The following is a 20,327-nucleotide window of genomic DNA, read 5'->3' as shown; positions in this document are numbered from 1 at the left end:
TTCAACACCCGTTCAGCGCACCACGACCTCGATCTCGGGATTCCGGAACTCGGGAGCGAGCTCCTCCTCGCGCTCCATGTCGAGCACGGGGAACCCGTCCGATGCCCAGTGCACGCGGCGCACGAACGTGTCGCGCCCCGTCAGGCCGTTGTGGTCGGTGCGGGCGTGGAAGACGTAGAGGTCGTTTCCGTCCTCATCCGTCGACCACATGCCGTGCCCCGTGCCGAGCTGCCACTCGCCCGCGAACGGGCCCGACTTCTGCAGCGGATGGTTCAACCGGGTCCACGTGGCGGGATCCGCGAGGTCGGCGCCGACGCCGGCGGGCGCCGTCGCGAGGCCCGTCGTGTAGGTGTCGCCGACCGACGAACCCGAGTAGATCATGTGGATCACGCCGTCCCGCACGAGCACGTTGGCTCCCTCGGCGATGACGTTGTCCCACGCGTATTCGGGCGCGATGATCCGCACGGGATCCGTCGTGAGGCGCGTCGGATCCGCGGGATCCATCTCGGCGAGGAACAGCGATCCGAGCATCTGCCACACGTAGTGGTGGCGCCCGGAGTCCTGGAAGTACGTCATATCGAGCGAGATGCCCTCGATGTCGTTGAGGTCGGATCCGTCGGCGCGCAGCACGTGGCGGGCCGCGGTCCAGTTCGCCGGAACGGAGGGGTCGAGGTCGCGGCCGTCCGCGTCCTTCTTCAGCTGGACGATGCTCGCCCGCCCCGTCCACATATCGGGCTTTCCGTCGGCCCCGTCGTAGCAGGGCATGAACAGGATCGACAGCGTGCCGTCGATGATGTGGAACTCGGGCGCCCAGAAGCACCCCGTCATGACGCCGCCGTGCGCGTCGACGTCGCCGGTGCGCAGCAGGTCGATCTCGGCGTTTCCACCCGCGGCGATCGCCTCGTCGGACAGCTCGGCGATCGTCCTGCCCACGCGGATCGGCATGTGGGGCCCGCCCGGCACGTCCGGATCGACGGGGTTCATGTGCAGGTCCTCGGTCGCGATCAGGAGGAAGATCTGCGTGCCGTTCCCGTCGAACGCGAAGATCGAGGGATCCGCGCGCTCGTCCGCGAACGGCGCCGGGTACTCCGCCTGCCGCACGGATCCGCGGATCACGTAGCGCCCCGGCGTCGAGGTGTCGACGGCGGCGATCGCGTCGGCGTCCCACGCGACGGCGAGGGATCCCGTGGATCCGTCGTCGTAGCCGAGCGAGATCCGCGCGGGCAGGCGCCCCGCGTCGAGTGCCTCGCCGACGGCGAGCTCGACCGGCTCGAACGCCCCGGCCGAGGTGTTCCGGATCCGCCCGAGGCGCACCCCGAGCGCCCGCGCGATCTCGGGCGGGACGTCGATCGAATTGCCCGAGCGGAAGTCCTCGACGCCGGGCGCCGACGCCGCGCGCGCGAGCGCCGGCACGGCGCCCGCGGCGACGGGACCGCGCGTGGCGGGATCCGCGAGATCGGCGAACGTCGTGTGCATCGGCTCGCCCGCATCGGACGTCCAGGCGACGACATAGCGCTCCTGATCCGCGTCGTATATCGCGGCGGGGGCGTTCACACCGTCGTCGACCCCGAGGTCGATCAGCCCGATCTCCTCGTACGCGAGCAGGTCGACCGATCGCGCGTAGAGGAGGCTCGACGCCTGCGTGCCGTCGGAGCCGCCGCCGCGCGCGACGCGCGTCGCGACGATCCCGAAGCCGCCGGGCTCGACATGGATGTGCGGATCCACGAGGCCGCGGACGATGTCGCTCGGCGTGCCGCGCGGCCCGGGCGCCTCAGAGGTCTTCGCGAAGAAGACGCCGTAGTTCTCGTTGAGCGGCACCCAGCCGTCGCCGAAGTCGAGCGCGAGGTGCACGCTCAGCGCGATGTCAGCGTTGTTCGCCTCCTGATCGGTCGTCGGAACGCGGTCGTACGCGAGCAGGCGCACGGATCCGTTCGGTTCTCCCACGGTGGACTCCCCTTCGAGCTCGTCGCGGCGCGCGTGCGCCTTCCTCCGCCCCGACTGTTACCGGGAACACGATGGAGCCAGGGTATCGCGCGCCCCTGCCGCCCCCGCGGCGCACCCCGACACGCGCTGTCACAGAACCCGTCGCAGATTGACACGAACGGTGATGGGCCGTCACAATGAGCCACATGACTGACGACACGCAGGTTCTGTCCGCCCGGGAGGCGAACGGAGTCTCCGGTGCGATGATGCCGGGTCGCGTCGTCATGTGCTGTCGAATGTGTCGCTGAGCCGCCCCGCCAGCTGAGCCCTCCCCAGACGCCGCCGGATCCGCGCCCCTCGCGCGCCGCACCCGCCGATCTGGAGCACGCATCGCCTCGCTCGAGGCGCGTGCACCGCGCCGCACGCGCATCGACGCATTCCCCGCGCATCCGCACACCGGATCCGCGCACACCACAAGGACCTCCCTCATGACCACCCTCACCGCACCCGCCATCCGCACCGCCCGACCGACCCGCGCGACGCACCTGCACGCGGTACCCTCACTCCGTGAGCAGCAGGCTTCCCGCACGGCACATCCCTCGAACGGCCGCATCGTGAACGACACCCCCGCGCCCCAGCCTGCCCAGACGACGGCGGGCCTGCCCGCCGGCACCGAACCGCGCGGATTCGCCCTCTACGTCGGGCTCGACGAGGCCTCGGCGGCCGCCGACGGTGTGAGCCTCAACGTGCTCGTCGACGCCCTGCGCCGCACGATCGCCGACCTCTCCCCGCGCGCCGACACCTATGCGACGGTCGCGCTCGCGCCACAGGACGCGGGCGGCCGCGACATCGACATCGTCCGGCTCGCGCTCAAGGAGCCGGGAGCCGTCGCACGCGTCCGCGCCGAGGCACCCGCGCGCGACGCCGACTCGGGCGTCGTCGTCGACATCTCGCGCAAGCGCGTGACGATCGACGGCGAGAGCGCGGCCCTCACCTACAAGGAGTTCGAGCTGCTGCAGTACCTCGTGCTGCGCGAGGGCCGCACGATCGAGCGCGCCGAGCTCGTCGACTCGCTGTGGCAGACGGGCGACGACGACGCCCCCGGCGAGCGCACGATCGACGTGCATGTGCGCCGGCTGCGCGCGAAGCTCAGCCGGTACGAGGACATCGTGCGCACGGTGCGCGGCATCGGATACCGCTTCGACCGCCACGCCGACGTCACGATCCGCTACGGCGCCGGCGCCCCCTCGCCCGATCGCTTCTGACGGGCATCCGCGAGCGCGCGACGCCTCGGTGGGATTCGGGTCACCCTCCCGGGAACCGACCAGTCTCCTGACGGGACGCGCGCCTCACGGCCCGTGTGTTCTCTTCTGTCGGTGGTCAGGCATAACGTGACAGCCATGCTCACCACCGTTCGCGAATCGCCGCTGCAGGCGCGGTATGCGCCGCGCGGGCCGCTCGATCTGCGGGTGACGGTCGGCTCGCTCCAGCGCGGGCCGGGCGACCCGACGCAGGCGCTGGCAGGCGGCGTGATCTGGCGAGCGGTGCGCACACCGGACGGCGTCGCGACCCTCGCGCTCTCGCAGCTCGCCGACGGATCCGTGCGGACCGCCGCCTGGGGTCCGGGACGCGAGAGGGCGATCGCGCAGGTGCCGGCGCTGTGCGGGGCGGGCGATGACGTCGACGAGTTCGACGCGTCGCACCACCCGCTCATCGCCGAGGCGCACCGGCGCCATCCGGGCCTGCGGCTGACCCGCACCGACGCGCCCTTCGAGGCGCTGGCGCAGGCCGTCATCGAGCAGAAGGTCACGGTGCGCCAGGCGTTCGGCGCCTGGCGGCGGCTCGTGGCGGGCTTCGGCGAGCGCGCGCCGGGGCCCTCCCCGCGCGCGCTCTTCGCACCCCCGCCAGCCGAGGCGTGGCGGCGGATCCCCTCGTGGGCGTGGCACCGTGCGGGTCTCGAGCCCCCGCAGGCACGCACCCTCGTCCGCGCGGCGGCGCGTGGCGCGTCGCTCGAGCGCGCGCTCGCGACGGCGCCTTCGGGCGACGCGCGCGGCGCGGTCCTCACGTCACTGCCCGGCGTCGGGCCGTGGACGGCCGCCGAGACGCGGATCCGCGCGTTCGGCGACCCCGACGCGGTCAGCGTGGGCGACTTCCACCTCGCACACCACGTGGGCTCTGCCCTCGCCGGCTCGCGCACCGACGACGACGGCATGCTCGCACTGCTCGAGCCGTGGCGGGGGCAGCGTCAGCGCGTCATCCGCCTGATCCTCGCGGCCGGCGTCGTCGAGCCGCGCCGCGGGCCGCGCCTGCACGTCGAAGACCACCGGGCGCGATGAGCCGCGGCCCCGCGCCTCGCGGCCCCAGATCCCGCGATCCGCGCCACAATGGAGGCATGTCGCCGCGCGCCCGCAGGATCCTCATCGCGATCGGTCTGTTCGCCCTGGCCGTCCTCATCGGCTCGATCCTCGGCAGCCCCTGGCTCGGCGGCACGATCGGCGTGCTCGTCGGGATCGGCGCACTCATCTCCTTCGAGTCGAAACGCGGCGGCAACCAGGGCATCTACGACAAGGACGACAACGGCGCCGAGCTGTAGTCGCGGCGCCGCTCTCACCGCTCTCGCAGGAGACTCAGAGAGCCCGGTCGTTACCTGTTCGTTATCAAAAGGTGACAGACCCGCGCGATCGGCGCCGTGACGCGGATCGCGGGTATCTGACGCGCGTTCTCAGGTTTCCGGCCCGATCGGGGTCTCCCACGTGCGAATCCGGACGATACCGGGGGTTCTCCGCGCGCGCACCCAGAATCGCGCCGCATCGTCGATGACCGGCGGACGTGCCAGCGCACCCTGAGGCGCACCGACCGACGCCCCGCAGCGACCCGACTGCGATCCCCCGCACAGATCTTTGGACGATTTCCCGGATGACGACTGACGAGACGCCCCTGCTCACCCCCTTCCCCCGCGCGAACCACCTCAGCCTGCTCCGCCGCGAGCGCGAACGCCGCCGCACGCGGATCGGCCTCGTCTCCGCACTCGCGGTCGGCGTCCTCGCCGTCGGATCCGGCACCGCGGCGTATGCGATGGACACGCCGCTTCCGCGCGAGGACGCGGGCACCGTCGAGCTCGCCTCGGGCGAGACCGCCGCTGAGGCGCAGGAGACCCTCGACGCCGCGAAGAGCCTGCTGAAGCGCGCGGAGGACAAGGTCGACACCTCCGGCCTCACGGCGTCCGTCGAGTACCTCGAGAACTACGAGGGCATGCCGGCGTATGTCGCGAGCGACGCGACGGCCGATGCCAGCGCGGCGATCGAGGAGCTCACCGTCGAGGTGACGGAATACGAGCGCGAGCAGGCCGAGAAGGCCGAGCAGGAGCGCAAGGAGCAGGAGGAAGCCGCCGCGGCCGCCGCCGCCGAGGAGAAGGCGGCAGCCGAGGCCCTCGCCGATGCGAACACCGTCGACGGGGCGAAGGCCACGGCCCAGCAGCTCGCTCTCGACACCTACGGCTGGGGATCCGACCAGTTCGGCTGCCTCGACCTGCTGTGGACGAAGGAGTCGGGCTGGAACTACCAGGCCGCGAACCCGTCGAGCGGCGCATACGGCATCCCGCAGTCGCTGCCCGGCAGCAAGATGGGCACCGTCGCGGACGACTGGGCGACGAACGCCGCGACGCAGATCACGTGGGGCCTGCAGTACATCTCCGCGACCTACGGCACCCCCTGCGCCGCGTGGGGTCACTCGCAGTCGGTCAACTGGTACTGATCCGTGTCGCGGGCGGCGCGGCTGGATCCGCCGCCCGCGACACGATGCGCCCCTACTTGGTGCTGAACGCCGCGTCGAACGATGCCTCCGGCGGCGTGATCGCGTTGAGCTTCCGCACGAACTCGAGGGCCTCCGGCGCGCCCTGCAGGCGATCCATGCCGGCGTCCTCCCACTCGACGCTCGTGGGGCCCTCGTAGCCGATCGCATTGAGCGCACGGAACAGCGGCTCCCACGGCACCTCGCCATGACCCGTCGAGACGAAGGTCCAGCCGCGACGCGGGTTGGCCCACGGCAGATGGGATCCCAGCACGCCGTTGCGGCCGTCGAGGTTCGTCACCGACTCCTTCACGTGCACGTGCAGGATGTGGTCGGCGAAGTCGAGCACGAAGGCCACGGGGTCGAGCTGCTGCCACATGAAGTGCGACGGATCGAAGTTGATCCCGAAGCCCGGGCGGTGCCCGATCGCCTCGAGCGTGCGCTTCGCCGTCCAGTAGTCGTACGCGATCTCGGACGGGTGCACCTCGAGCGCGAAGCGCACGCCCTCCTCTTCGAACACGTCGATGATCGGGTTCCATCGGTCGGCGAAGTCCTGATAGCCGGCCTCGATGGCCTCGTCGCCGACGGGCGGGAACATCGCGACGTACTTCCAGATCGACGACCCGGTGAAGCCCGTGACGGTCGTCACGCCCAGCCTCGCGGCGAGGCGCGCGGTGTTCTTCAGCTCCTCCGCGGCGCGCTGACGCACGCCTTCGGCATCCCCGTCGCCCCAGACGCGGTCGGCCAGGATGTCCTGGTGCCGCTGATCGATCGGGTCGTCGCATACGGCCTGGCCCGTGAGGTGGTTCGCGATCGTCCACACCTTCAGGCCGTTGCGCTCGAGGATCGCCTTGCGGTCCGCGATGTAGGCGTCGTCGTCCCAGCGGGACGGGTCGAGGTGGTCGCCCCAGCAGGCGATCTCGAGCCCGTCGTAGCCCCACTCGCCCGCGAGGCGGCAGACCTCCTCGAACGGCAGATCGGCCCACTGGCCGGTGAACAGAGTGATCGGTCTCGTCATGTGCTTCTCCTCCTGAGATCGGCCGGTCAGACGGCGGTCCAGCGGGCGTCGGCGGCCGAGCTCTCCTCGACGGCCGCGAGCACGCGCTGCACCTGCGCGCCGTCGTCGAATGTGGGCGTCGGCGCGGATCCGTCCGCGATCGCGTCGACGAAGTCCTTCACCTGGTGGCTGAAGGCGTGCTCGTATCCGAGCATGTGCCCCGTCGGCCACCACCCCTCGAGGTACGGGTGGCCGGGCTCCGTCACGATGACGCGGGTGAACCCCTGCTCGCCGTCGGGCGCCGTGCGGTCGTACACCTGCAGTTCGTTCATGCTCTCGAGGTTGAACGCGATCGCGCCCGCGGAACCCGAGATCTCCACCGTCAGCTCGTTCTTGCGGCCCGTCGCGAAGCGTGTCGCCTCGAACGCCGCGAGCGCGCCGCCGGAGAGGCGCCCCGTGAAGATGGCGACGTCGTCGACCGTGACGTCGCCGTACTCGTCGCCGCCCTTGCCCGCGATCCCGACGCGCTCGGTCTCGACGGGGCGCTGCTTCACGATCGTCTCGATGACGCCCGAGACCGTCGTCAGCTGCTGCCCCGTGAGGAACTGCACCAGGTCGACGGCGTGGCCGCCGATGTCGCCGAGCGACCCCGCGCCGGCCTCGTCCTTCTTCAGACGCCACGAGAGCGGCGCCTCGGGGTCGACCAGCCAGTCCTGCCGGTACGCGGAGCGCACCTGTTGCACCGTGCCGATCCGCCCCTCGGCGATGAGGTCGCGCGCGCGGGTGAGGGCGGGGACGCGGCGATACGTGAAGCCGAGCATCGCGACGCCATCGGACCCGCGCGCGGCGGCGGCCATGCGGTCGGCATCCTCGACCGTGTTCGCGAGCGGCTTCTCGCACAGCACGTGCTTGCCGGCCTCGAGAGCGGCGATCGCGATCTCGTCGTGCGAGTGGCCCGGCGTGACGATGTCGATCACGTCGAGGTCGTCGCGCGCGACGACCTCCCGCCAATCGGTCGCGGCCTCGGCCCACCCCCACTTCGCGGCGGCCGACGCCACCGCGTCCTCGTTCCGGCCCACGATCACCGACATCTCGATGTCGCGCGGCAGGTCGAACACCCGCGGCGCGGTGCGCCACGCCTGGGAGTGCGCGGCCCCCATGAATCCGTATCCGATCATCGCGACGCGGAGGGGGGCGCGTACTGGTTCGCTCATGTACTGATTCCTTCTCTCGTGTGGTCGGCCCGCGGGCGCGGACCGGGCGGCGGGGTCGGCCCCGCCGCCGGGGTCAGGCGGTCAGGACCGGAAGCCGATCTCGAGGTAGTGCTCGACGTTCTCGGCCGTGACGACGGGCGCGTTGAGCTGGATCATCCGCGGCACATCGGCCGAGGCGAGGTCCGAGAAGTCCTTGTCCTGCGCGACCAGTCGGGCCAGCTTGATGCCGTCGGCCGCCTGCGTCGACGGGTAGACGACCGTCGCCTGCATGACCGTGTCGCCGGCCTGGATCTGCTCCATCACGTCGAGGGATCCGGCGCCGCCGACCATGAAGAACTCGTCGCGACCGGCGTTCTCGATCGCCGCCAGGACGCCGATGCCCTGATCGTCGTCGTGGTTCCAGATGGCGTCGATCTCCGGCTCCGCCTGCAGCAGGTTCGACGTCGCCGTCTCGCCGCCCTGGATGGTGAAGTCGGCGGCGACCTGCGTCGAGACGGACAGGCCGCAGTCGTCGAGCGCATCGGCGAAGCCCTGCGAGCGATCCTGTGTGAGCGGCAGGTTCGCGATGCCCTGGATCTCTGCGACGACGGCATCCGGCTGGTCGCCGAGCTCCTCGCAGATGTACGTGCCCGCCGAGACGCCCATGCCGTAGTTGTCGCCGAGGATCGTCACACGGGACGCGAAGGGGCTCGAGAACTCGCGGTCGACGTTGATGACGGGGATCCCCGCCTCCATCGCGTCGAGAGCGACCTCCGTCAGGGCGTCGCCGTCGAACGGCAGCAGCACGATGGCGTCCACGCCCTCGTTGATGAACTGCTCGATGTGGCTGATCTGCATGTTGACGTCGTTCGTCGCCTCGGCCTGGCGCAGCTCGATGTCGTCGTACTGCTCGGCGGTCTCAAGTGCGGCGCTCGAGATGGCGCCCATCCAGCCGTGATCGGCGGCAGGCGCCGAGAACCCGATCGTGACGGTCTCGCCGGTCTCGTCGTTGGCGGTGCCGCCACCCGAGCTGGTGGTCGTGCCGCCGCCCGTGGTCTCCTCCTCGGGCGGTTCGCCGCCGAGGCAGCCGGTCAGCAGGAGTGCGCCCGCGGCGAGCGCGGCGGGGACGGCGACCATGCGGCGCCTGATGGTGCGTTCGGACATCTGATCTTCCTCGATTCCATCCGTGGGTGTGTGCTGTGGGAGGACGTCGCGCGTGCGGTCAGGTGGATCGCGGGCGACCCGCGAACCGCTGCTGCAGGAGCACGGCGACGACGATGATGGCGCCCTTCGCGACGAGCTGCGCCGATGTCGACATGTTGTTGAGCGTGAAGATGTTGGTCAGGACCGTGAAGATGAGCACGCCGAGGACGGTGCCGAAGATCGTCCCGCGACCGCCCGCGAGGAGCGTGCCGCCGACGACGACCATGGCGATGGCCTCGAGCTCGTAGAGCATGCCGTGCGTCGAGGTGCCGGCGCCCGTGCGCCCGAGCATCATGACGGCGGCGATGCCCGCCGTGAGGCCGGCCAGCCCATAGATGTACAGCATGTGGCGGCGCACCTTGATGCCCGCCAGCCGCGATGCCTCGGCGTTGCCGCCGATCGCGACGGTGCGGCGCCCGAACGTCGTGCGGTTCAGCAGGAACCAGCCCGCGACGGCGACCACCGCGAAGATCCAGACGAGGATCGGCACGCCGAGCGGATCCAGCCGGAAGAAGTCGCTGAACTCCGTGACCGTCACGCGCTGCGTCTGCCGGTTCGAGATCAGCTCGGCCAGGCCGCGGGCCCCCGCGAGCATGGCGAGTGTCGCGATGAACGGCACCACCTTCCCGTAGGCGACGATCACACCGTTGACGAGTCCCGCTGCGGTGCCGACGACGATCGCCGTCACGGCGATCACGAGCCAGTGGACGTTCCCGGCCATGTTCTGCGTCGCCCACGTGGTGGCCCAGACGGTGGCCAGCCCCATCACGGATCCGACCGAGAGGTCGATGCCGCCCGAGGTGATGACGAACGTCATCCCGACGGCGAGCACGCCGAAGACGGCGGCCAGACGCAGGACCGTCATCAGGTTGCCGATGTCGACGAAGCGCTCGCCTCCCGTGATGGCCCCGACGATGCACAGCAGCACGAGCGCCACGATGAGCCCCAGGCTGTGGCCGCCGGCGCCCGACAGCATCGATCGGATCCGCCCCTTCTCCCGGGATGCGGTGGTCACCTGTTCGCTCACGCGTCCGTTCCTTCCATGACGAGGTCGAGCACGCGGTGCTCGTCGATCTCCTGCGCGGGCGCGGTGTGCACGATCCGCCCCTCGGACACCACCAGCACGCGATCGGCGAGCCCCAGCACCTCGGGGATCTCGCTCGACACCATGAGGACCGCCGTCCCGGCGTCGGCGAGGCGCCGCACGAGGGCGTAGATCTCGCTGCGCGCGCCGACGTCGACGCCGCGGGTCGGCTCGTCGAGCAGCAGCACATCGCAGCCGTGCACGAGCCATCGGGCGAGCATCGCCTTCTGCTGGTTGCCGCCCGACAGCGTGCGGATCGGGCGCTCGACGCCCGTCGGCCGCAGGTCGAGCGCCGTGGCCTGCTCGGCCGACTCCGCCTTCTCGCGGCGCTCGTCGAGCCAGCCCGCCTTCGCGATGCGCGCGAAGGACGAGAGCGTGATGTTGCGGTAGACGGGCTCGTCGAGCAGCAGTCCCTGGCTCTTGCGCTCTTCGGGGGCCAGCCCGATGCCGGCGCGGATGGCGCCGACCACGGATCCTCTCCGCAACGGCTCCCCGTCGATCGCGACGCGGCCGGCGGCGGGGCGGCGCGCGCCGTACACGGCCTCGAGGATCTCGGACCTCCCGGATCCGACGAGGCCGGCCAGGCCCACGATCTCGCCCGCCCGCACGGTGAACGACACGTCCGAGAACTCTCCGGGGGCGGTCAGGCCGTCGACCTCGAGCCGGATCGGCGCGCCCGCCGGCACACCGGGGCGCTCGGGGAACGCCTCGGCGACCTCGCGGCCCGTCATGAGCCGGATGAGCTCGTCGGTCGGGGTCGACGCGACGTCGAGGCCGCGCTTCACCGTGCGGCCGTCCTTGATCACGGTGATGCGGTCGCCGATGCGGCGGATCTCCTCGAGGCGGTGCGAGATGTAGATGATCGCGATGCCCTGCGCTGTGAGGCCGTCGACGACGCGGAAGAGGTTGTCGACCTCGCCGGAGTCGAGCACCGCCGACGGCTCGTCCATGACGATCACCCTGGCGTCGCGCGAGAGCGCGCGGGCCATCGACACGATCTGCTTGCCGGCTGCCGACAGGGATCCGACGATGCGGTTCGGTGCGATCTCGGCGTGGCCGAGCCGCTCCATCAGCCCGCGCGTGCGCTCTGCGGCCATGCGGCGCTGGGTCACGCCCACTGTGGCCAGCTCGTGGCCGAGGTAGATGTTCTCGGCCACCGTCAGGCCGTCGACGACGTCGAGCTCCTGGTACATCGTCGCGATGCCGTGCCCGAGCGCGGCGACGGGATCCGGGATCTCGATCGCCTCGCCGTCGATGAGGATCGTCCCCTCTGTGGGCTGGTGAGCCCCCGCGAGCACCTTGATGAGCGTCGACTTCCCGGCGCCGTTCTGGCCGAGGAGGCAGTGCACCTCTCCGGGGCGCACGTCGAGGTCCACTCCGTCGAGCGCTCTCACGCCCGGGAATGCCTTGACGATGCCCTGCATCTGCAGGAGCGGTTCGGTGGGGTCCTCGCTGACCATATGGCGAAGCTATCCCGACTTTTGTTGCCTGTCAATCAAAAGTGTGTGTACGTTGCTGTCACCGGCCGCTGGCGGACAGCGGGCGCGGACGACGGGACCGACGAAGGTGCGTGGTTGAATTTGCTCATGGAAGGGCTGCAGAAGTTTCCGCCGCGCCCCACCGGCGCCGGGGACATGTTCCAGCTGTTTCGCGACGGGGCGCCGCGCACCCGCGCCTCCCTCGTCTCCGAGACCGGGCAGGCGCGATCCACCGTCGCCGCGCGCATCGACGCGCTCACCGCCGTCGGGCTCCTGGCGCCGGCCGGCGAGGCCACCAGCACGGGCGGGCGCCCCCCGTCGACGTTCGCCTTCGCACCGACGAATCGGATCGTGCTCGGCGTCGACCTCGGCGCCACACACGCCCGCCTCGCCGTCACCGATCTCGCGGCGAATGCGCTCGCGGCGACGCAGGCGCCGCTCGCCATCAGCGATCCCCCCGAGCGCGTGCTGGCGTGGGTCGCCGAGACCGGCGCGGCCCTCGTGGCCGAGGCCGGCCGCCGACTCGACGAGCTCGCGGGCGTGGGCATCGGCCTCCCCGGCCCCGTCGACCACGCCGCCGGTCGCCCCGTGAGCCCGCCCATCATGCCCGGCTGGCACGGCACCGACGTCCCCGGTATCCTGCACGGCATGCTCGGCGCCCCCGTCGTCGTCGACAACGACGTGAACGTCATGGCGCTCGGCGAGCACCGCACCGTCTGCCCCGACGAGCAGAACCTGCTGTTCGTCAAGGTCGCCACGGGCATCGGCGCCGGCGTCGTCATGGACGGCGAGCTGCGCCGCGGTGCGCAGGGCGCGGCGGGCGACATCGGTCACGTCGCGGTGCCGGGCGAGACCGACACCACCTGCCGCTGCGGCAACATCGGATGCCTCGAGGCCGTCGCGGGCGGCGGCGCGATCGCCGACCGGCTGCGGCGAGGCGGCGCGCACATCGACACGACGCAGGACATCGTCGACCTCGTCCGCGCCGGCGACATCGCGGCCAGCCAGGCCGTCCGGCAGGCGGGGCGCGACATCGGCCTGGTGCTGGCGACCTCGGTGAGCATGCTGAACCCGTCGCGGATCATCGTCGGCGGGATCCTCTCCGGCGCCGGCGAGCACCTCATCGCCGGCATCAGGGAGATCGTCTATCAGCGCTCCCTGCCGCTCGCGACCCAGCATCTGCGGATCGTGACCTCGCGCGCCGGCGCACAGGCGGGGGTCGTCGGCGCGGCCACCCTCGTCACCGACCGGTTCCTCGCGCCCCACTCGATCGACGCGCTCATCACCGTGAAGGAGGACACGTGAACACGCGCACGGCTCTCGTCGTCCGAGGCGGCTGGGAGGGACACGATCCCATCGGCTCCACGGACGTCTTCATCCCGCACCTGAGGGATTCCGGCTTCGACGTGACCGTCGAGGATTCGCTCGAGGTCTACGCCGACGAATCCGTCATGTCGGGCGTCGACCTCATCGTCCAGTGCTGGACCATGGGCGACATCCTCGTCGATGAGATGCACGGGCTGCGCCTCGCCGTCGAGAACGGGGCGGGCCTCGCCGGCTGGCACGGCGGGATCCTCGACGCCTTCCGCGGTGCGACCGACTTCCACCACATCGTCGGCGGCCAGTTCGTCGCGCACCCGGGCGACGCCGTCGACCACGAGGTCGTGGTGCGCCCCGAACGCGCGGACGATCCGATCCTCGCGGGCATCGGGCCGCGGATCCGCCTCACGACCGAGCAGTACTGGGTGCAGACCGATCCGCTCTGCGACGTGCTCGCCACGACGACGCACGCCGTGCGGCCCGACGCCCCGTGGAACGAGCCCGCCACCGTGCCCGTCGCCTGGACGCGCCGCTGGGGACGCGGGAAGGTGTTCGTCTCGACGATCGGCCACGGTCCTGAAGACCTGCGGATCCCCGAGATCCACACGATGATCAGCCGCGGGCTGCTCTGGGCGGCACGGGAACGCTGAGTCACGTTGACTCAGGGTCCGCCCCGTGCCGCTCCGCGTGACGGCGCGCCGAGATTCTGACGGCGCGCCGAGATTCTGACGATTCCGACGGATCCGTCAGAATCTCGGCGCGAAGTCAGTTCCTCAGCGCGAGCGGGCGAGGATCGCGTCGACGAGGACCTCCGCGGTGTCGCGTTTCGTGCCCTCCACGTCGGCGACGACCTCATCGGAGTCGTCGACGACGAGGAGGTGGTTGTCGTCCTGCTCGAATCCGGCCGTCCAGCCGACCTCGTTCGCGGCCAGCAGGTCGGCGCCCTTGCGGCGGCGCTTCGCCACGGCGCGCTCCGTGAGGCTCTCGCCGTCGACGGGCGTCTCGGCCGCGAAGCCGACGATCGTCTGGCCCTCGCGGCGGCGCCGCGCGAGCCCCGCGAGGATGTCGGGCGTCTCGACGAGTTCGAGGCGCAGCGGCCCCTCCGCGTGCTCCTTCCGGAGCTTCTCATCCGCGACCTCATGCGGGCGGTAGTCGGCGACCGCGGCGGCCATCACGACGACATCCGCGGCCCCCGAGCGCGACTCCACCGCACGCTCGAGATCCTCGGTCGTCGACACCGGGACGATCCGGATCCGCGGATCCCCCGCCGCCCGATCGAGCACGGACCTGTCGACGTTGGCGGCGAGGAGCGTCACGTCCGCGCCGCGCCGCGCGGCGGCGAGCGCCACCTCGACGCCCTGGCGTCCGCTCGAGCGGTTGCCGATGAAGCGCACGGGGTCGAGCGGCTCGCGCGTGCCGCCCGCGGTGACGAGCCAGGCGCTGCCCGCGGCACCACCGGATCCGTGGTGCAGCTCGCGCAGGACGGCGTCGTGGATCCGCTCGGGCTCGGCCATGCGGCCCGGCCCGCTGTCGCCGCCCGTGAGCTCGCCCGTCTCCGGGCCGATCATCCGCACGCCGCGCGTCGTCAGAGTGTCGACGTTCGCCTGCGTCGCCGGGTGCAGCCACATCTCGGTGTGCATGGCGGGGGCGATGAGGACCGGCGCCGTCGTCGCGAGGAGCGTCGTGCCGAGCAGATCCCCCGCGAGACCGGCCGCCATCTTCGCGATCGTGTTCGCGGTCGCGGGCGCGACGACGACGAGGTCGGCGCGCTGGCCGAGCGCGACGTGCCGCACCTGGGCGACGTCGTCGTGCACGCTCGTCGTGACAGGGTTGCGGCTGATCGCCTCCCACGTCGGCTGGCCGACGAAGCGGAGCGCGTCGTCGGTCGGGATCACGTGCACGTCGTGCCCGTCCTTCACGAGCAGGCGCACGAGCTGCACGGTCTTGTATGCGGCGATCCCGCCTGTCACACCCACGACGACGAACATGGATCCATCCTCGCAGGATCCCGCCAGTCCGTGTCGCGCGCGCCCGCATACGCTGGAGGGCGATCCCCATGTGCACCGTCGTCTTCCGCGTCCCAGGCGCCCCCACAGATCCCGTCCTCGTCCTCGCCGTGCGCGACGAGGATCCCGCCCGCGCCTGGAACCCGCTCGGCGAATGGTGGCCGGACCGGGCGGGCGTCATCGGCGTGCAGGATCGCCGCGCGGGCGGCGCCTGGCTCGCCGCCCATCCGCGCCGCGGCCGCCTCGCCGTCACGCTCAACCGCGAGGGCGAGCCCGCGGTCTCGCCCGACGCGATCCTGTCGCGCGGCGCGCTCGCCCTCGACGCCGTCGACGGCCAGGCGCCCGACGCGCACGACCGCATGCGCGGCTTCAACCTGCTCGCCGTGCACGGCGGATCCGTCGAGATCACCTCCTGGGACGGTTCCCGCTTCGCGCGTGACGAGGTCGGCCCCGGAACGCACATGCTCGCCCACCACGACGTCGACGACCCGCGCAGCGCGCGCATCGCGGCCTGGCTCGACGCATTCCGCGCCGCGCCCGCGACGATCGCGGGGTGGACCGACGTCCTCGCCCGGACGGGAGAGCTCGACCCGGCAGACGACCGCGCGATCGCGCGTGACAACCGACCGCACGGCTACCCGACGATGTCGACGCTGGCCTGCGTCGCGTCGGTGCGGCCGGGCCGCGCGGAGGTGCGGTACGCCGAATTCGCGACCCCCGGCGCCTGGTCCCCGCTGACGTTCGCATGACCGGCCACCCCGCGTCCCCCTGCACAACGACGCCAATTCTTCGTGTCGGCCCCGCGACACGCCGCCGATCCGGCGTCTTCGCACAGAATTGGCGTCATTATGCAGTTCGTGCCTCGGGGCCCGCCGCATGATGGGGACCTCGCACGCGGTGTCCGGTGCCGCGGCGTGGGTGGCGATCACCACCACGACACCCGGCTTCGGTTGGGAGCGACTCGATCCGCTCGGCGTCATCACGGGCGCTCTGGTCTGCGCCGGCGCGGCCCTGCTGCCCGACATCGACCACCCGTCGTCGACGGTCGCGGCGGGCCTTCCCGGCGGGCGGGTGATCTCGGGCGCCGTGAGCGGGCTCACCGGCGGTCACCGCAAAGGCATGCACTCGCTCGTCGCCGTCATCGGCGTCGTCATCGGCGCCGTGGCGCTGTCGTTCGCGACGTGGACGCCGCCCAGCTGGGACGCCGAACTGCCCGTCGGCCCCGCGATCGGCGCGGCCGTCTGCATCGCGATCGGCACGAAGTGCCTGCGGATCGCGCGCGGCTGGTTCGCGTCGTGGCTCGTCGGAGTCGCCGCGGCTGGCGGAATCATGTGGTGGTTCCCGGATCAGTTCGGCTGGCTCGCGACCTGCGTCGGGGTGGGGTTCGTCGTGCACCTCATCGGCGACACGCTCACGACCGGCGGGGTGCCGTGGCTGTGGCCGCTCATGCTGAAGCGCCCCGTGGTCTTCCGCCGCACACTGCTCATCACGAAGCTGTGGCCCCGGCGCGGATCCTTCGCCCTGCCCCTGCTCGGCGACGCGGGCTCGTGGCGCGAGTGGATCCTCACTCTCGCCCTCGGCGCGTTCGCCGCATGGGGCCTCGTCGGTGCGGCCGTCCGGCTGCTCGCCCCGCTCTTCGCGTAGGGCCGAGACGCACGACCTGGCCCACGCCGCCGCGAGGCTCGGATCGGCGCGCGGGCCCCAGATGCACAACGACGCCGATTCTGTGCGGACTCGGGCGACACGCCGGTGTTCCGGCAGCCGATGCGCAGTTCTGGCGTCGTCGTGCAGAGAGAGCCCGCGCGACCTCAGCTCGTCGCGGCGCGATCCCTCATCAGCCGCTGGGCGATGAAGGGGAAGACGAGGACCGTGAGGGCGCCGCCCGTGACCATCGTCGAGGCGACGGTCGTCGAGATGAGGTCCGACGACGCGGCGATCTGTGTGACGGCGACGATGATCGGCAGGCCGGTTGCGGCGTAGAGCCCGAGCGCGGCCCTTTCGCGCGTCGTCTCGAGCCCCGAATGCGTCGGCGTCCACGCCTCGCGCAGGAACACCGGCAGGCCGCGCACGACGGCGACCACGAGGACGAAGCCGATCAGCAGCGGCCACTGCGCGAAGACCGCCGCGAGGTCGATGCCCATCCCGCTCGTGACGAAGAAGACCGGGATGAGGAGGCTGAAGCCCACGACCTCGACCTTGTGCATGACCTCGTCGGCGTGGCCGGGCACGGCGTTCCGCAGCGCGGCGTTGATCAGCAGCCCTGCCGCGAACGCACCGAGCGCGACGTCGAGGTCGAGCACGGCGGTCAGCAGCATGAGCGTGATGAGGATGAACACGGTGATCCGCAGCGTCGTCTGCATCGTCGAGTTCGACGCCGCGACGAACGCGCGCCCGAGCAGCGGGATCCTGCGGAAGAAGCGCCCGGGGATCGCGACGGTGGCGACGGCGGCGGCCGCGAACGCGATGAGGATGAGCGCCGCCTGCCACGTGCCGCGCGTCGACAGCAGGAGCGACATCGCGACGATCGGCAGCAGCTCGCCGTAGGCGCCGTGCACCATCGTCGCGCGGCCGAGAGGCGTCGCCATCGCGCCGGAGTCCTTGAGGATCGGCAGGAGCGTGCCGAGCGCCGTCGACGTCGAGGCGATGCCGAACACGACCGCCACCCGCCATTCCCCCTGCACGAGCAGCAGCCCCGCGCCGACGCCGAGGACGGCGCAGATGATCCAGGTGAGCGCGGCGTGACGCCCCTGCCGGCCGCGCATATCGGAGGTGCTGACCTCGAAGCCCGCCAGGAGGAAAAGGAAGCCGATGCCGAGCTCGCGCAGGAACTCGACGGGCTCCGTCAGCTCGGCGAGAGCGAGCACATGCGGGCCGATGACGACGCCGAAGGCGAGGAGCCAGACGACGTCGGGGATCGCGCGGCGCGTCAGCAGCGCGAGGATCGGGCCGAGCACCGCGGCGAGCGCGATCCACCACATGGACGCGAGGTTGTCGATGAGCATGTGCGCTTCGGCCATGCGCCGAGGCTATCGGGCGCGGACGGGGGTTCCCACAGGGTTCCCCCTCGCCCGCCCTCCCCCTTGCCGGCGCGTGAGATTCTGACAGAGGCAGGCGCTGCGGCGCCCGCCTCCCCACACGCACGACCTTGGAGACCCCATGCTCACTGTCAACGCATACGGCGCGACCTCCGCGACGGATCCGCTCGTCCCCCTCACGATCGAGAGGCGCGACGTCGGCCCGCGCGATGTGCTGATCGCCATCCGCTACGCCGGCATCTGCCACAGCGACATCCACACGGTGCGCGAGGAGTGGGGCCCGATCACGTTCCCGCAGGTCGTCGGCCACGAGATCGTCGGCGAGGTGACAGGCGTCGGATCCGAGGTGACGAGGCACGCCGTCGGCGACCGCGTCGGCGTGGGCTGCATGGTGAACTCGTGCGGCGAGTGCGACCAGTGCCTCGCCGGCGAGGAGCACAACTGCGAGCAGGGCAACATCCAGACCTACGCGTCGACGGACCGCGACGGCACCATCACGCAGGGCGGCTACTCGACCCACGTCGTCGTCGACGAGCGCTTCGTGTTGAAGGTGCCCGAGTCGATCCCGTACGAGGCGGCCGCCCCGCTGCTCTGCGCGGGCATCACGACCTACTCGCCGCTCGCCCGCTGGGGCGCCGGCCCCGGCAAGAAGGTCGCGGTCGTCGGCATGGGCGGGCTCGGCCACATGGCCGTGAAGATCGCCGTCGCCATGGGAGCCGACGTCACGGTGCTGTCGCGCTCGGAGTCGAAGAAGGCCGACGCGCTGGCGTTCGGCGCGACGCGCCACGTCTCGACGGGCGAGGAGGGCGCGCTGCGCGCGCTGCGCGGATCCTTCGACCTCATCATCAACTCGGTGAGCGCCCCGCTCGACATGGACGCGTACCTCGCGACGCTGCGCCCGCACGGCGCGCTCGTGAACGTCGGCGCGCCGCCCCAGCCGCTGCCCGTCAGCGTGTTCTCGCTCATCGTGGGCGGGAAGTCGTTCGCGGGATCCAACATCGGATCGATCGCCGAGACGCAGGAGATGCTCGACTTCTGCGCCGAGCACGGCATCGCGCCGGAGACCGAGCTCATCGGCGCGGACCGGATCAACGAGGCGTACGAGCGCGTGCTCGCGAGCGATGTGCGCTACCGCTTCGTGATCGACACGGCCACGCTCTGATCCCGATGGCGGCCGAGCGTCACCCCGCCGCCTCGGCGTAGCGCTCGGCCGCCGACGCGACGCGCACCTGGTAGTCGAAGGTGTCGTTGTACGAGCGGATCGCGCGGATCCACTGCTCGCCCGCGGCGAGGGATCCGTCGAGCCGGCAGAGATAGCGCGCCGCCGTCGCGGCCGCGTCGTCGATGCTGTGCGGATCCGCGACGCCGTCGCCCGTCGCGTCGACCGCCCAGATCCCCCAGGTCTCGGGGATGAACTGCAGCGGCCCGACCGCGCGATCCCACGTGGCGTCGCCGTCGAGGGCGCCGCCGTCGGTGTCGCGGATCGCCATGGTCTCGTTCTCGCCGTCGAGCGGGATCCCGACGATCGACGGGCGCGCGACGCCGTCGGCGTCGATGGATCCGCCCTGCAGCGTCCCGTGGTGGCTCTCGACCCACCCGATTCCCGCGAGCGTGTTCCAGCCGACCGCGCAGCCCTCGGCGCGGGAGCGCACATCGGCAGCCGCGTACGCGGCGAGCGCCCGCTCGGGGATCCCCGTCTCGTGCGCGGTGTCCGCCACCCACGCGGCATCGACGGACCCGTCCTCGGCCGTCGGCGCGGCAGCGGGTGAGGCGACCTCGACGCGCGGGCCGGCATCGCCCTCGAACGCGGAGAACTCGATGGGCTCGACCGAGATCGTGCTGATGATCGTCACGACGCCGAACACGCCCAGCGCGCCGACGCCGCCGATCAGCGCCACGACAGCGAGCGCCGCCCCGATCCCCCGTCGCCTGGCCACCCGGCCATTGTGTCCTTCTCACCCATGCGGAAGCCGAGAGCGCCGGCACGCGGGAGCGCCGCCGATAGGGCATGATCGATCCGTGAGGCACCATTCGCACCCCAGCGGCGCAGGGATCGCGGCGCTCGTGCTGGGCGTCGTCGCAGTGCTGTGCGCGTGCGTGCCCGTCCTGGGCGAGATCCTCGCCCTGGTGCCGGCGATCGCGGCGCTCGGGTTCGGGATCCTCGGCGTGCGGCATCACGAGATGGGGCGCACCCCGCGCGCGGGCATGGCCGTCACGGGCGCCGTGCTCGGCGGGCTCGCCCTCGCGATCGTCGGCCTGCTGTTCGCCATGCCGCACATGCCCTGACCGACGCCGCTAC

The 20,327-nt window shown here is 71.7% G+C and carries 19 protein-coding genes; 10 read left to right on the top strand and 9 right to left on the bottom strand.

Going from position 1 to position 20,327, the window contains the following annotated elements:
* Positions 1-12: 12 nt before the first annotated feature.
* On the bottom strand, positions 13-1,944 hold the full coding sequence (locus GB932_RS12590; protein WP_197517466.1) for a family 43 glycosylhydrolase: 1,932 nt from the start codon (positions 1,942-1,944) through the stop codon (positions 13-15).
* A 467-nt stretch (positions 1,945-2,411) separates the two neighbouring features.
* On the opposite strand from GB932_RS12590, the gene GB932_RS12585 reads away from it, so the two are divergent.
* The 4 genes from GB932_RS12585 to GB932_RS12570 all read left to right on the top strand — a co-directional run bounded on the left by GB932_RS12585 (position 2,412) and on the right by GB932_RS12570 (position 5,676).
* On the top strand, positions 2,412-3,188 hold the full coding sequence (locus tag GB932_RS12585; protein WP_156761046.1) for a winged helix-turn-helix domain-containing protein: 777 nt from the start codon (positions 2,412-2,414) through the stop codon (positions 3,186-3,188).
* A gap of 135 nt (positions 3,189-3,323) precedes the next feature.
* On the top strand, positions 3,324-4,259 hold the full coding sequence (locus GB932_RS12580; RefSeq protein WP_156761045.1) for a DNA-3-methyladenine glycosylase family protein: 936 nt from the start codon (positions 3,324-3,326) through the stop codon (positions 4,257-4,259).
* Positions 4,260-4,315: 56 nt separating this feature from the next.
* Positions 4,316-4,516, top strand: a complete 201-nt coding sequence (locus GB932_RS12575) for a hypothetical protein (protein WP_156761044.1) — start codon at positions 4,316-4,318, stop codon at positions 4,514-4,516.
* 323 nt (positions 4,517-4,839) lie between these two features.
* Positions 4,840-5,676 (top strand): aggregation-promoting factor C-terminal-like domain-containing protein, encoded by an 837-nt coding sequence (locus GB932_RS12570; RefSeq protein ID WP_231916174.1) that lies wholly within the window; start codon positions 4,840-4,842, stop codon positions 5,674-5,676.
* Positions 5,677-5,728: 52 nt separating this feature from the next.
* On the opposite strand, the gene GB932_RS12565 is transcribed toward GB932_RS12570, so the two are convergent.
* The 5 genes from GB932_RS12565 to GB932_RS12545 all read right to left on the bottom strand — a co-directional run bounded on the left by GB932_RS12565 (position 5,729) and on the right by GB932_RS12545 (position 11,649).
* Entirely contained in the window at positions 5,729-6,730 is a 1,002-nt protein-coding gene (locus GB932_RS12565; RefSeq protein ID WP_156761043.1) for a sugar phosphate isomerase/epimerase family protein, read from the bottom strand.
* Between the two features lie 26 nt (positions 6,731-6,756).
* Complete coding sequence (locus GB932_RS12560) at positions 6,757-7,923, bottom strand: Gfo/Idh/MocA family protein (protein ID WP_231916173.1); 1,167 nt, start codon at positions 7,921-7,923, stop codon at positions 6,757-6,759.
* Positions 7,924-8,004: 81 nt separating this feature from the next.
* Positions 8,005-9,066, bottom strand: coding sequence for a substrate-binding domain-containing protein (locus GB932_RS12555; protein ID WP_156761042.1), 1,062 nt, complete (start codon positions 9,064-9,066; stop codon positions 8,005-8,007).
* A 58-nt stretch (positions 9,067-9,124) separates the two neighbouring features.
* Positions 9,125-10,081, bottom strand: a complete 957-nt coding sequence (locus GB932_RS12550) for an ABC transporter permease (RefSeq protein WP_156761070.1) — start codon at positions 10,079-10,081, stop codon at positions 9,125-9,127.
* 47 nt (positions 10,082-10,128) lie between these two features.
* Positions 10,129-11,649: a sugar ABC transporter ATP-binding protein gene (locus GB932_RS12545; RefSeq protein WP_156761041.1), complete on the bottom strand. Its 1,521-nt coding sequence runs from the start codon at positions 11,647-11,649 to the stop codon at positions 10,129-10,131.
* A gap of 126 nt (positions 11,650-11,775) precedes the next feature.
* Between GB932_RS12545 and GB932_RS12540 the strand changes: the two genes are divergently transcribed.
* Both GB932_RS12540 and GB932_RS12535 read left to right on the top strand, forming a co-directional pair.
* The gene (locus GB932_RS12540; protein WP_156761040.1) at positions 11,776-12,972 is read left to right on the top strand and encodes an ROK family protein; all 1,197 of its coding nucleotides are present in this window, start codon (positions 11,776-11,778) and stop codon (positions 12,970-12,972) included.
* Complete coding sequence (locus tag GB932_RS12535; protein WP_156761039.1) at positions 12,969-13,637, top strand: ThuA domain-containing protein; 669 nt, start codon at positions 12,969-12,971, stop codon at positions 13,635-13,637. The genes GB932_RS12540 and GB932_RS12535 overlap by 4 nt, the downstream gene beginning before the upstream one ends.
* A gap of 123 nt (positions 13,638-13,760) precedes the next feature.
* Here GB932_RS12535 and coaBC read toward each other — a convergent pair whose 3' ends face one another.
* Positions 13,761-14,975, bottom strand: a complete 1,215-nt coding sequence (coaBC, locus tag GB932_RS12530) for a bifunctional phosphopantothenoylcysteine decarboxylase/phosphopantothenate--cysteine ligase CoaBC (RefSeq protein WP_156761038.1) — start codon at positions 14,973-14,975, stop codon at positions 13,761-13,763.
* A 68-nt stretch (positions 14,976-15,043) separates the two neighbouring features.
* Here coaBC and GB932_RS12525 point away from each other — a divergent pair, with 68 nt between their 5' ends.
* Both GB932_RS12525 and GB932_RS12520 read left to right on the top strand, forming a co-directional pair.
* Complete coding sequence (locus tag GB932_RS12525; protein ID WP_156761037.1) at positions 15,044-15,742, top strand: NRDE family protein; 699 nt, start codon at positions 15,044-15,046, stop codon at positions 15,740-15,742.
* 127 nt (positions 15,743-15,869) lie between these two features.
* Positions 15,870-16,637: a metal-dependent hydrolase gene (locus tag GB932_RS12520; protein ID WP_156761036.1), complete on the top strand. Its 768-nt coding sequence runs from the start codon at positions 15,870-15,872 to the stop codon at positions 16,635-16,637.
* Positions 16,638-16,801: 164 nt separating this feature from the next.
* Here the strand turns inward: GB932_RS12520 and GB932_RS12515 are convergent, their stop codons facing one another.
* Positions 16,802-18,010 (bottom strand): cation:proton antiporter, encoded by a 1,209-nt coding sequence (locus GB932_RS12515; RefSeq protein ID WP_156761035.1) that lies wholly within the window; start codon positions 18,008-18,010, stop codon positions 16,802-16,804.
* Between the two features lie 139 nt (positions 18,011-18,149).
* Between GB932_RS12515 and GB932_RS12510 the strand changes: the two genes are divergently transcribed.
* The gene (locus GB932_RS12510) at positions 18,150-19,190 is read left to right on the top strand and encodes an NAD(P)-dependent alcohol dehydrogenase (RefSeq protein WP_156761034.1); all 1,041 of its coding nucleotides are present in this window, start codon (positions 18,150-18,152) and stop codon (positions 19,188-19,190) included.
* A gap of 19 nt (positions 19,191-19,209) precedes the next feature.
* On the opposite strand, the gene GB932_RS12505 is transcribed toward GB932_RS12510, so the two are convergent.
* Positions 19,210-19,965 carry a lytic transglycosylase domain-containing protein gene (locus GB932_RS12505; RefSeq protein WP_156761033.1) on the bottom strand — a complete coding sequence of 252 codons (756 nt, stop codon included), beginning with the start codon at positions 19,963-19,965 and terminating at the stop codon, positions 19,210-19,212.
* Positions 19,966-20,047: 82 nt separating this feature from the next.
* Here GB932_RS12505 and GB932_RS12500 point away from each other — a divergent pair, with 82 nt between their 5' ends.
* A complete protein-coding gene (locus GB932_RS12500) occupies positions 20,048-20,314 on the top strand; it encodes a hypothetical protein (RefSeq protein ID WP_156761032.1) in 267 nt (88 codons plus the stop codon).
* The last annotated feature ends 13 nt before the right edge of the window (positions 20,315-20,327 follow it).

Source organism: Microbacterium karelineae, assembly GCF_009745985.1.
Taxonomy (GTDB): domain Bacteria; phylum Actinomycetota; class Actinomycetes; order Actinomycetales; family Microbacteriaceae; genus Microbacterium; species Microbacterium karelineae.
This window is presented reverse-complemented; position numbering and strand designations above follow the sequence as displayed.

Excerpts from the sequence above, each read along its gene's own strand:
- GB932_RS12575 (WP_156761044.1), top strand. The coding sequence starts at position 4,316 with ATGTCGCCGCGCGCCCGCAGGATCCTCATCGCGATCGGTCTGTTCGCC.
- GB932_RS12565 (WP_156761043.1), bottom strand. The coding sequence starts at position 6,730 with ATGACGAGACCGATCACTCTGTTCACCGGCCAGTGGGCCGATCTGCCG.
- GB932_RS12560 (WP_231916173.1), bottom strand. The coding sequence starts at position 7,923 with ATGAGCGAACCAGTACGCGCCCCCCTCCGCGTCGCGATGATCGGATAC.
- GB932_RS12525 (WP_156761037.1), top strand. The coding sequence starts at position 15,044 with ATGTGCACCGTCGTCTTCCGCGTCCCAGGCGCCCCCACAGATCCCGTC.
- GB932_RS12510 (WP_156761034.1), top strand. The coding sequence starts at position 18,150 with ATGCTCACTGTCAACGCATACGGCGCGACCTCCGCGACGGATCCGCTC.
- GB932_RS12555 (WP_156761042.1), bottom strand. The coding sequence starts at position 9,066 with ATGTCCGAACGCACCATCAGGCGCCGCATGGTCGCCGTCCCCGCCGCG.
- GB932_RS12580 (WP_156761045.1), top strand. The coding sequence starts at position 3,324 with ATGCTCACCACCGTTCGCGAATCGCCGCTGCAGGCGCGGTATGCGCCG.
- coaBC (WP_156761038.1), bottom strand. The coding sequence starts at position 14,975 with ATGTTCGTCGTCGTGGGTGTGACAGGCGGGATCGCCGCATACAAGACC.
- GB932_RS12550 (WP_156761070.1), bottom strand. The coding sequence starts at position 10,081 with ATGCTGTCGGGCGCCGGCGGCCACAGCCTGGGGCTCATCGTGGCGCTC.
- GB932_RS12540 (WP_156761040.1), top strand. The coding sequence starts at position 11,776 with ATGGAAGGGCTGCAGAAGTTTCCGCCGCGCCCCACCGGCGCCGGGGAC.
- GB932_RS12545 (WP_156761041.1), bottom strand. The coding sequence starts at position 11,649 with ATGGTCAGCGAGGACCCCACCGAACCGCTCCTGCAGATGCAGGGCATC.
- GB932_RS12515 (WP_156761035.1), bottom strand. The coding sequence starts at position 18,010 with ATGGCCGAAGCGCACATGCTCATCGACAACCTCGCGTCCATGTGGTGG.
- GB932_RS12585 (WP_156761046.1), top strand. The coding sequence starts at position 2,412 with ATGACCACCCTCACCGCACCCGCCATCCGCACCGCCCGACCGACCCGC.
- GB932_RS12520 (WP_156761036.1), top strand. The coding sequence starts at position 15,870 with ATGATGGGGACCTCGCACGCGGTGTCCGGTGCCGCGGCGTGGGTGGCG.
- GB932_RS12570 (WP_231916174.1), top strand. The coding sequence starts at position 4,840 with ATGACGACTGACGAGACGCCCCTGCTCACCCCCTTCCCCCGCGCGAAC.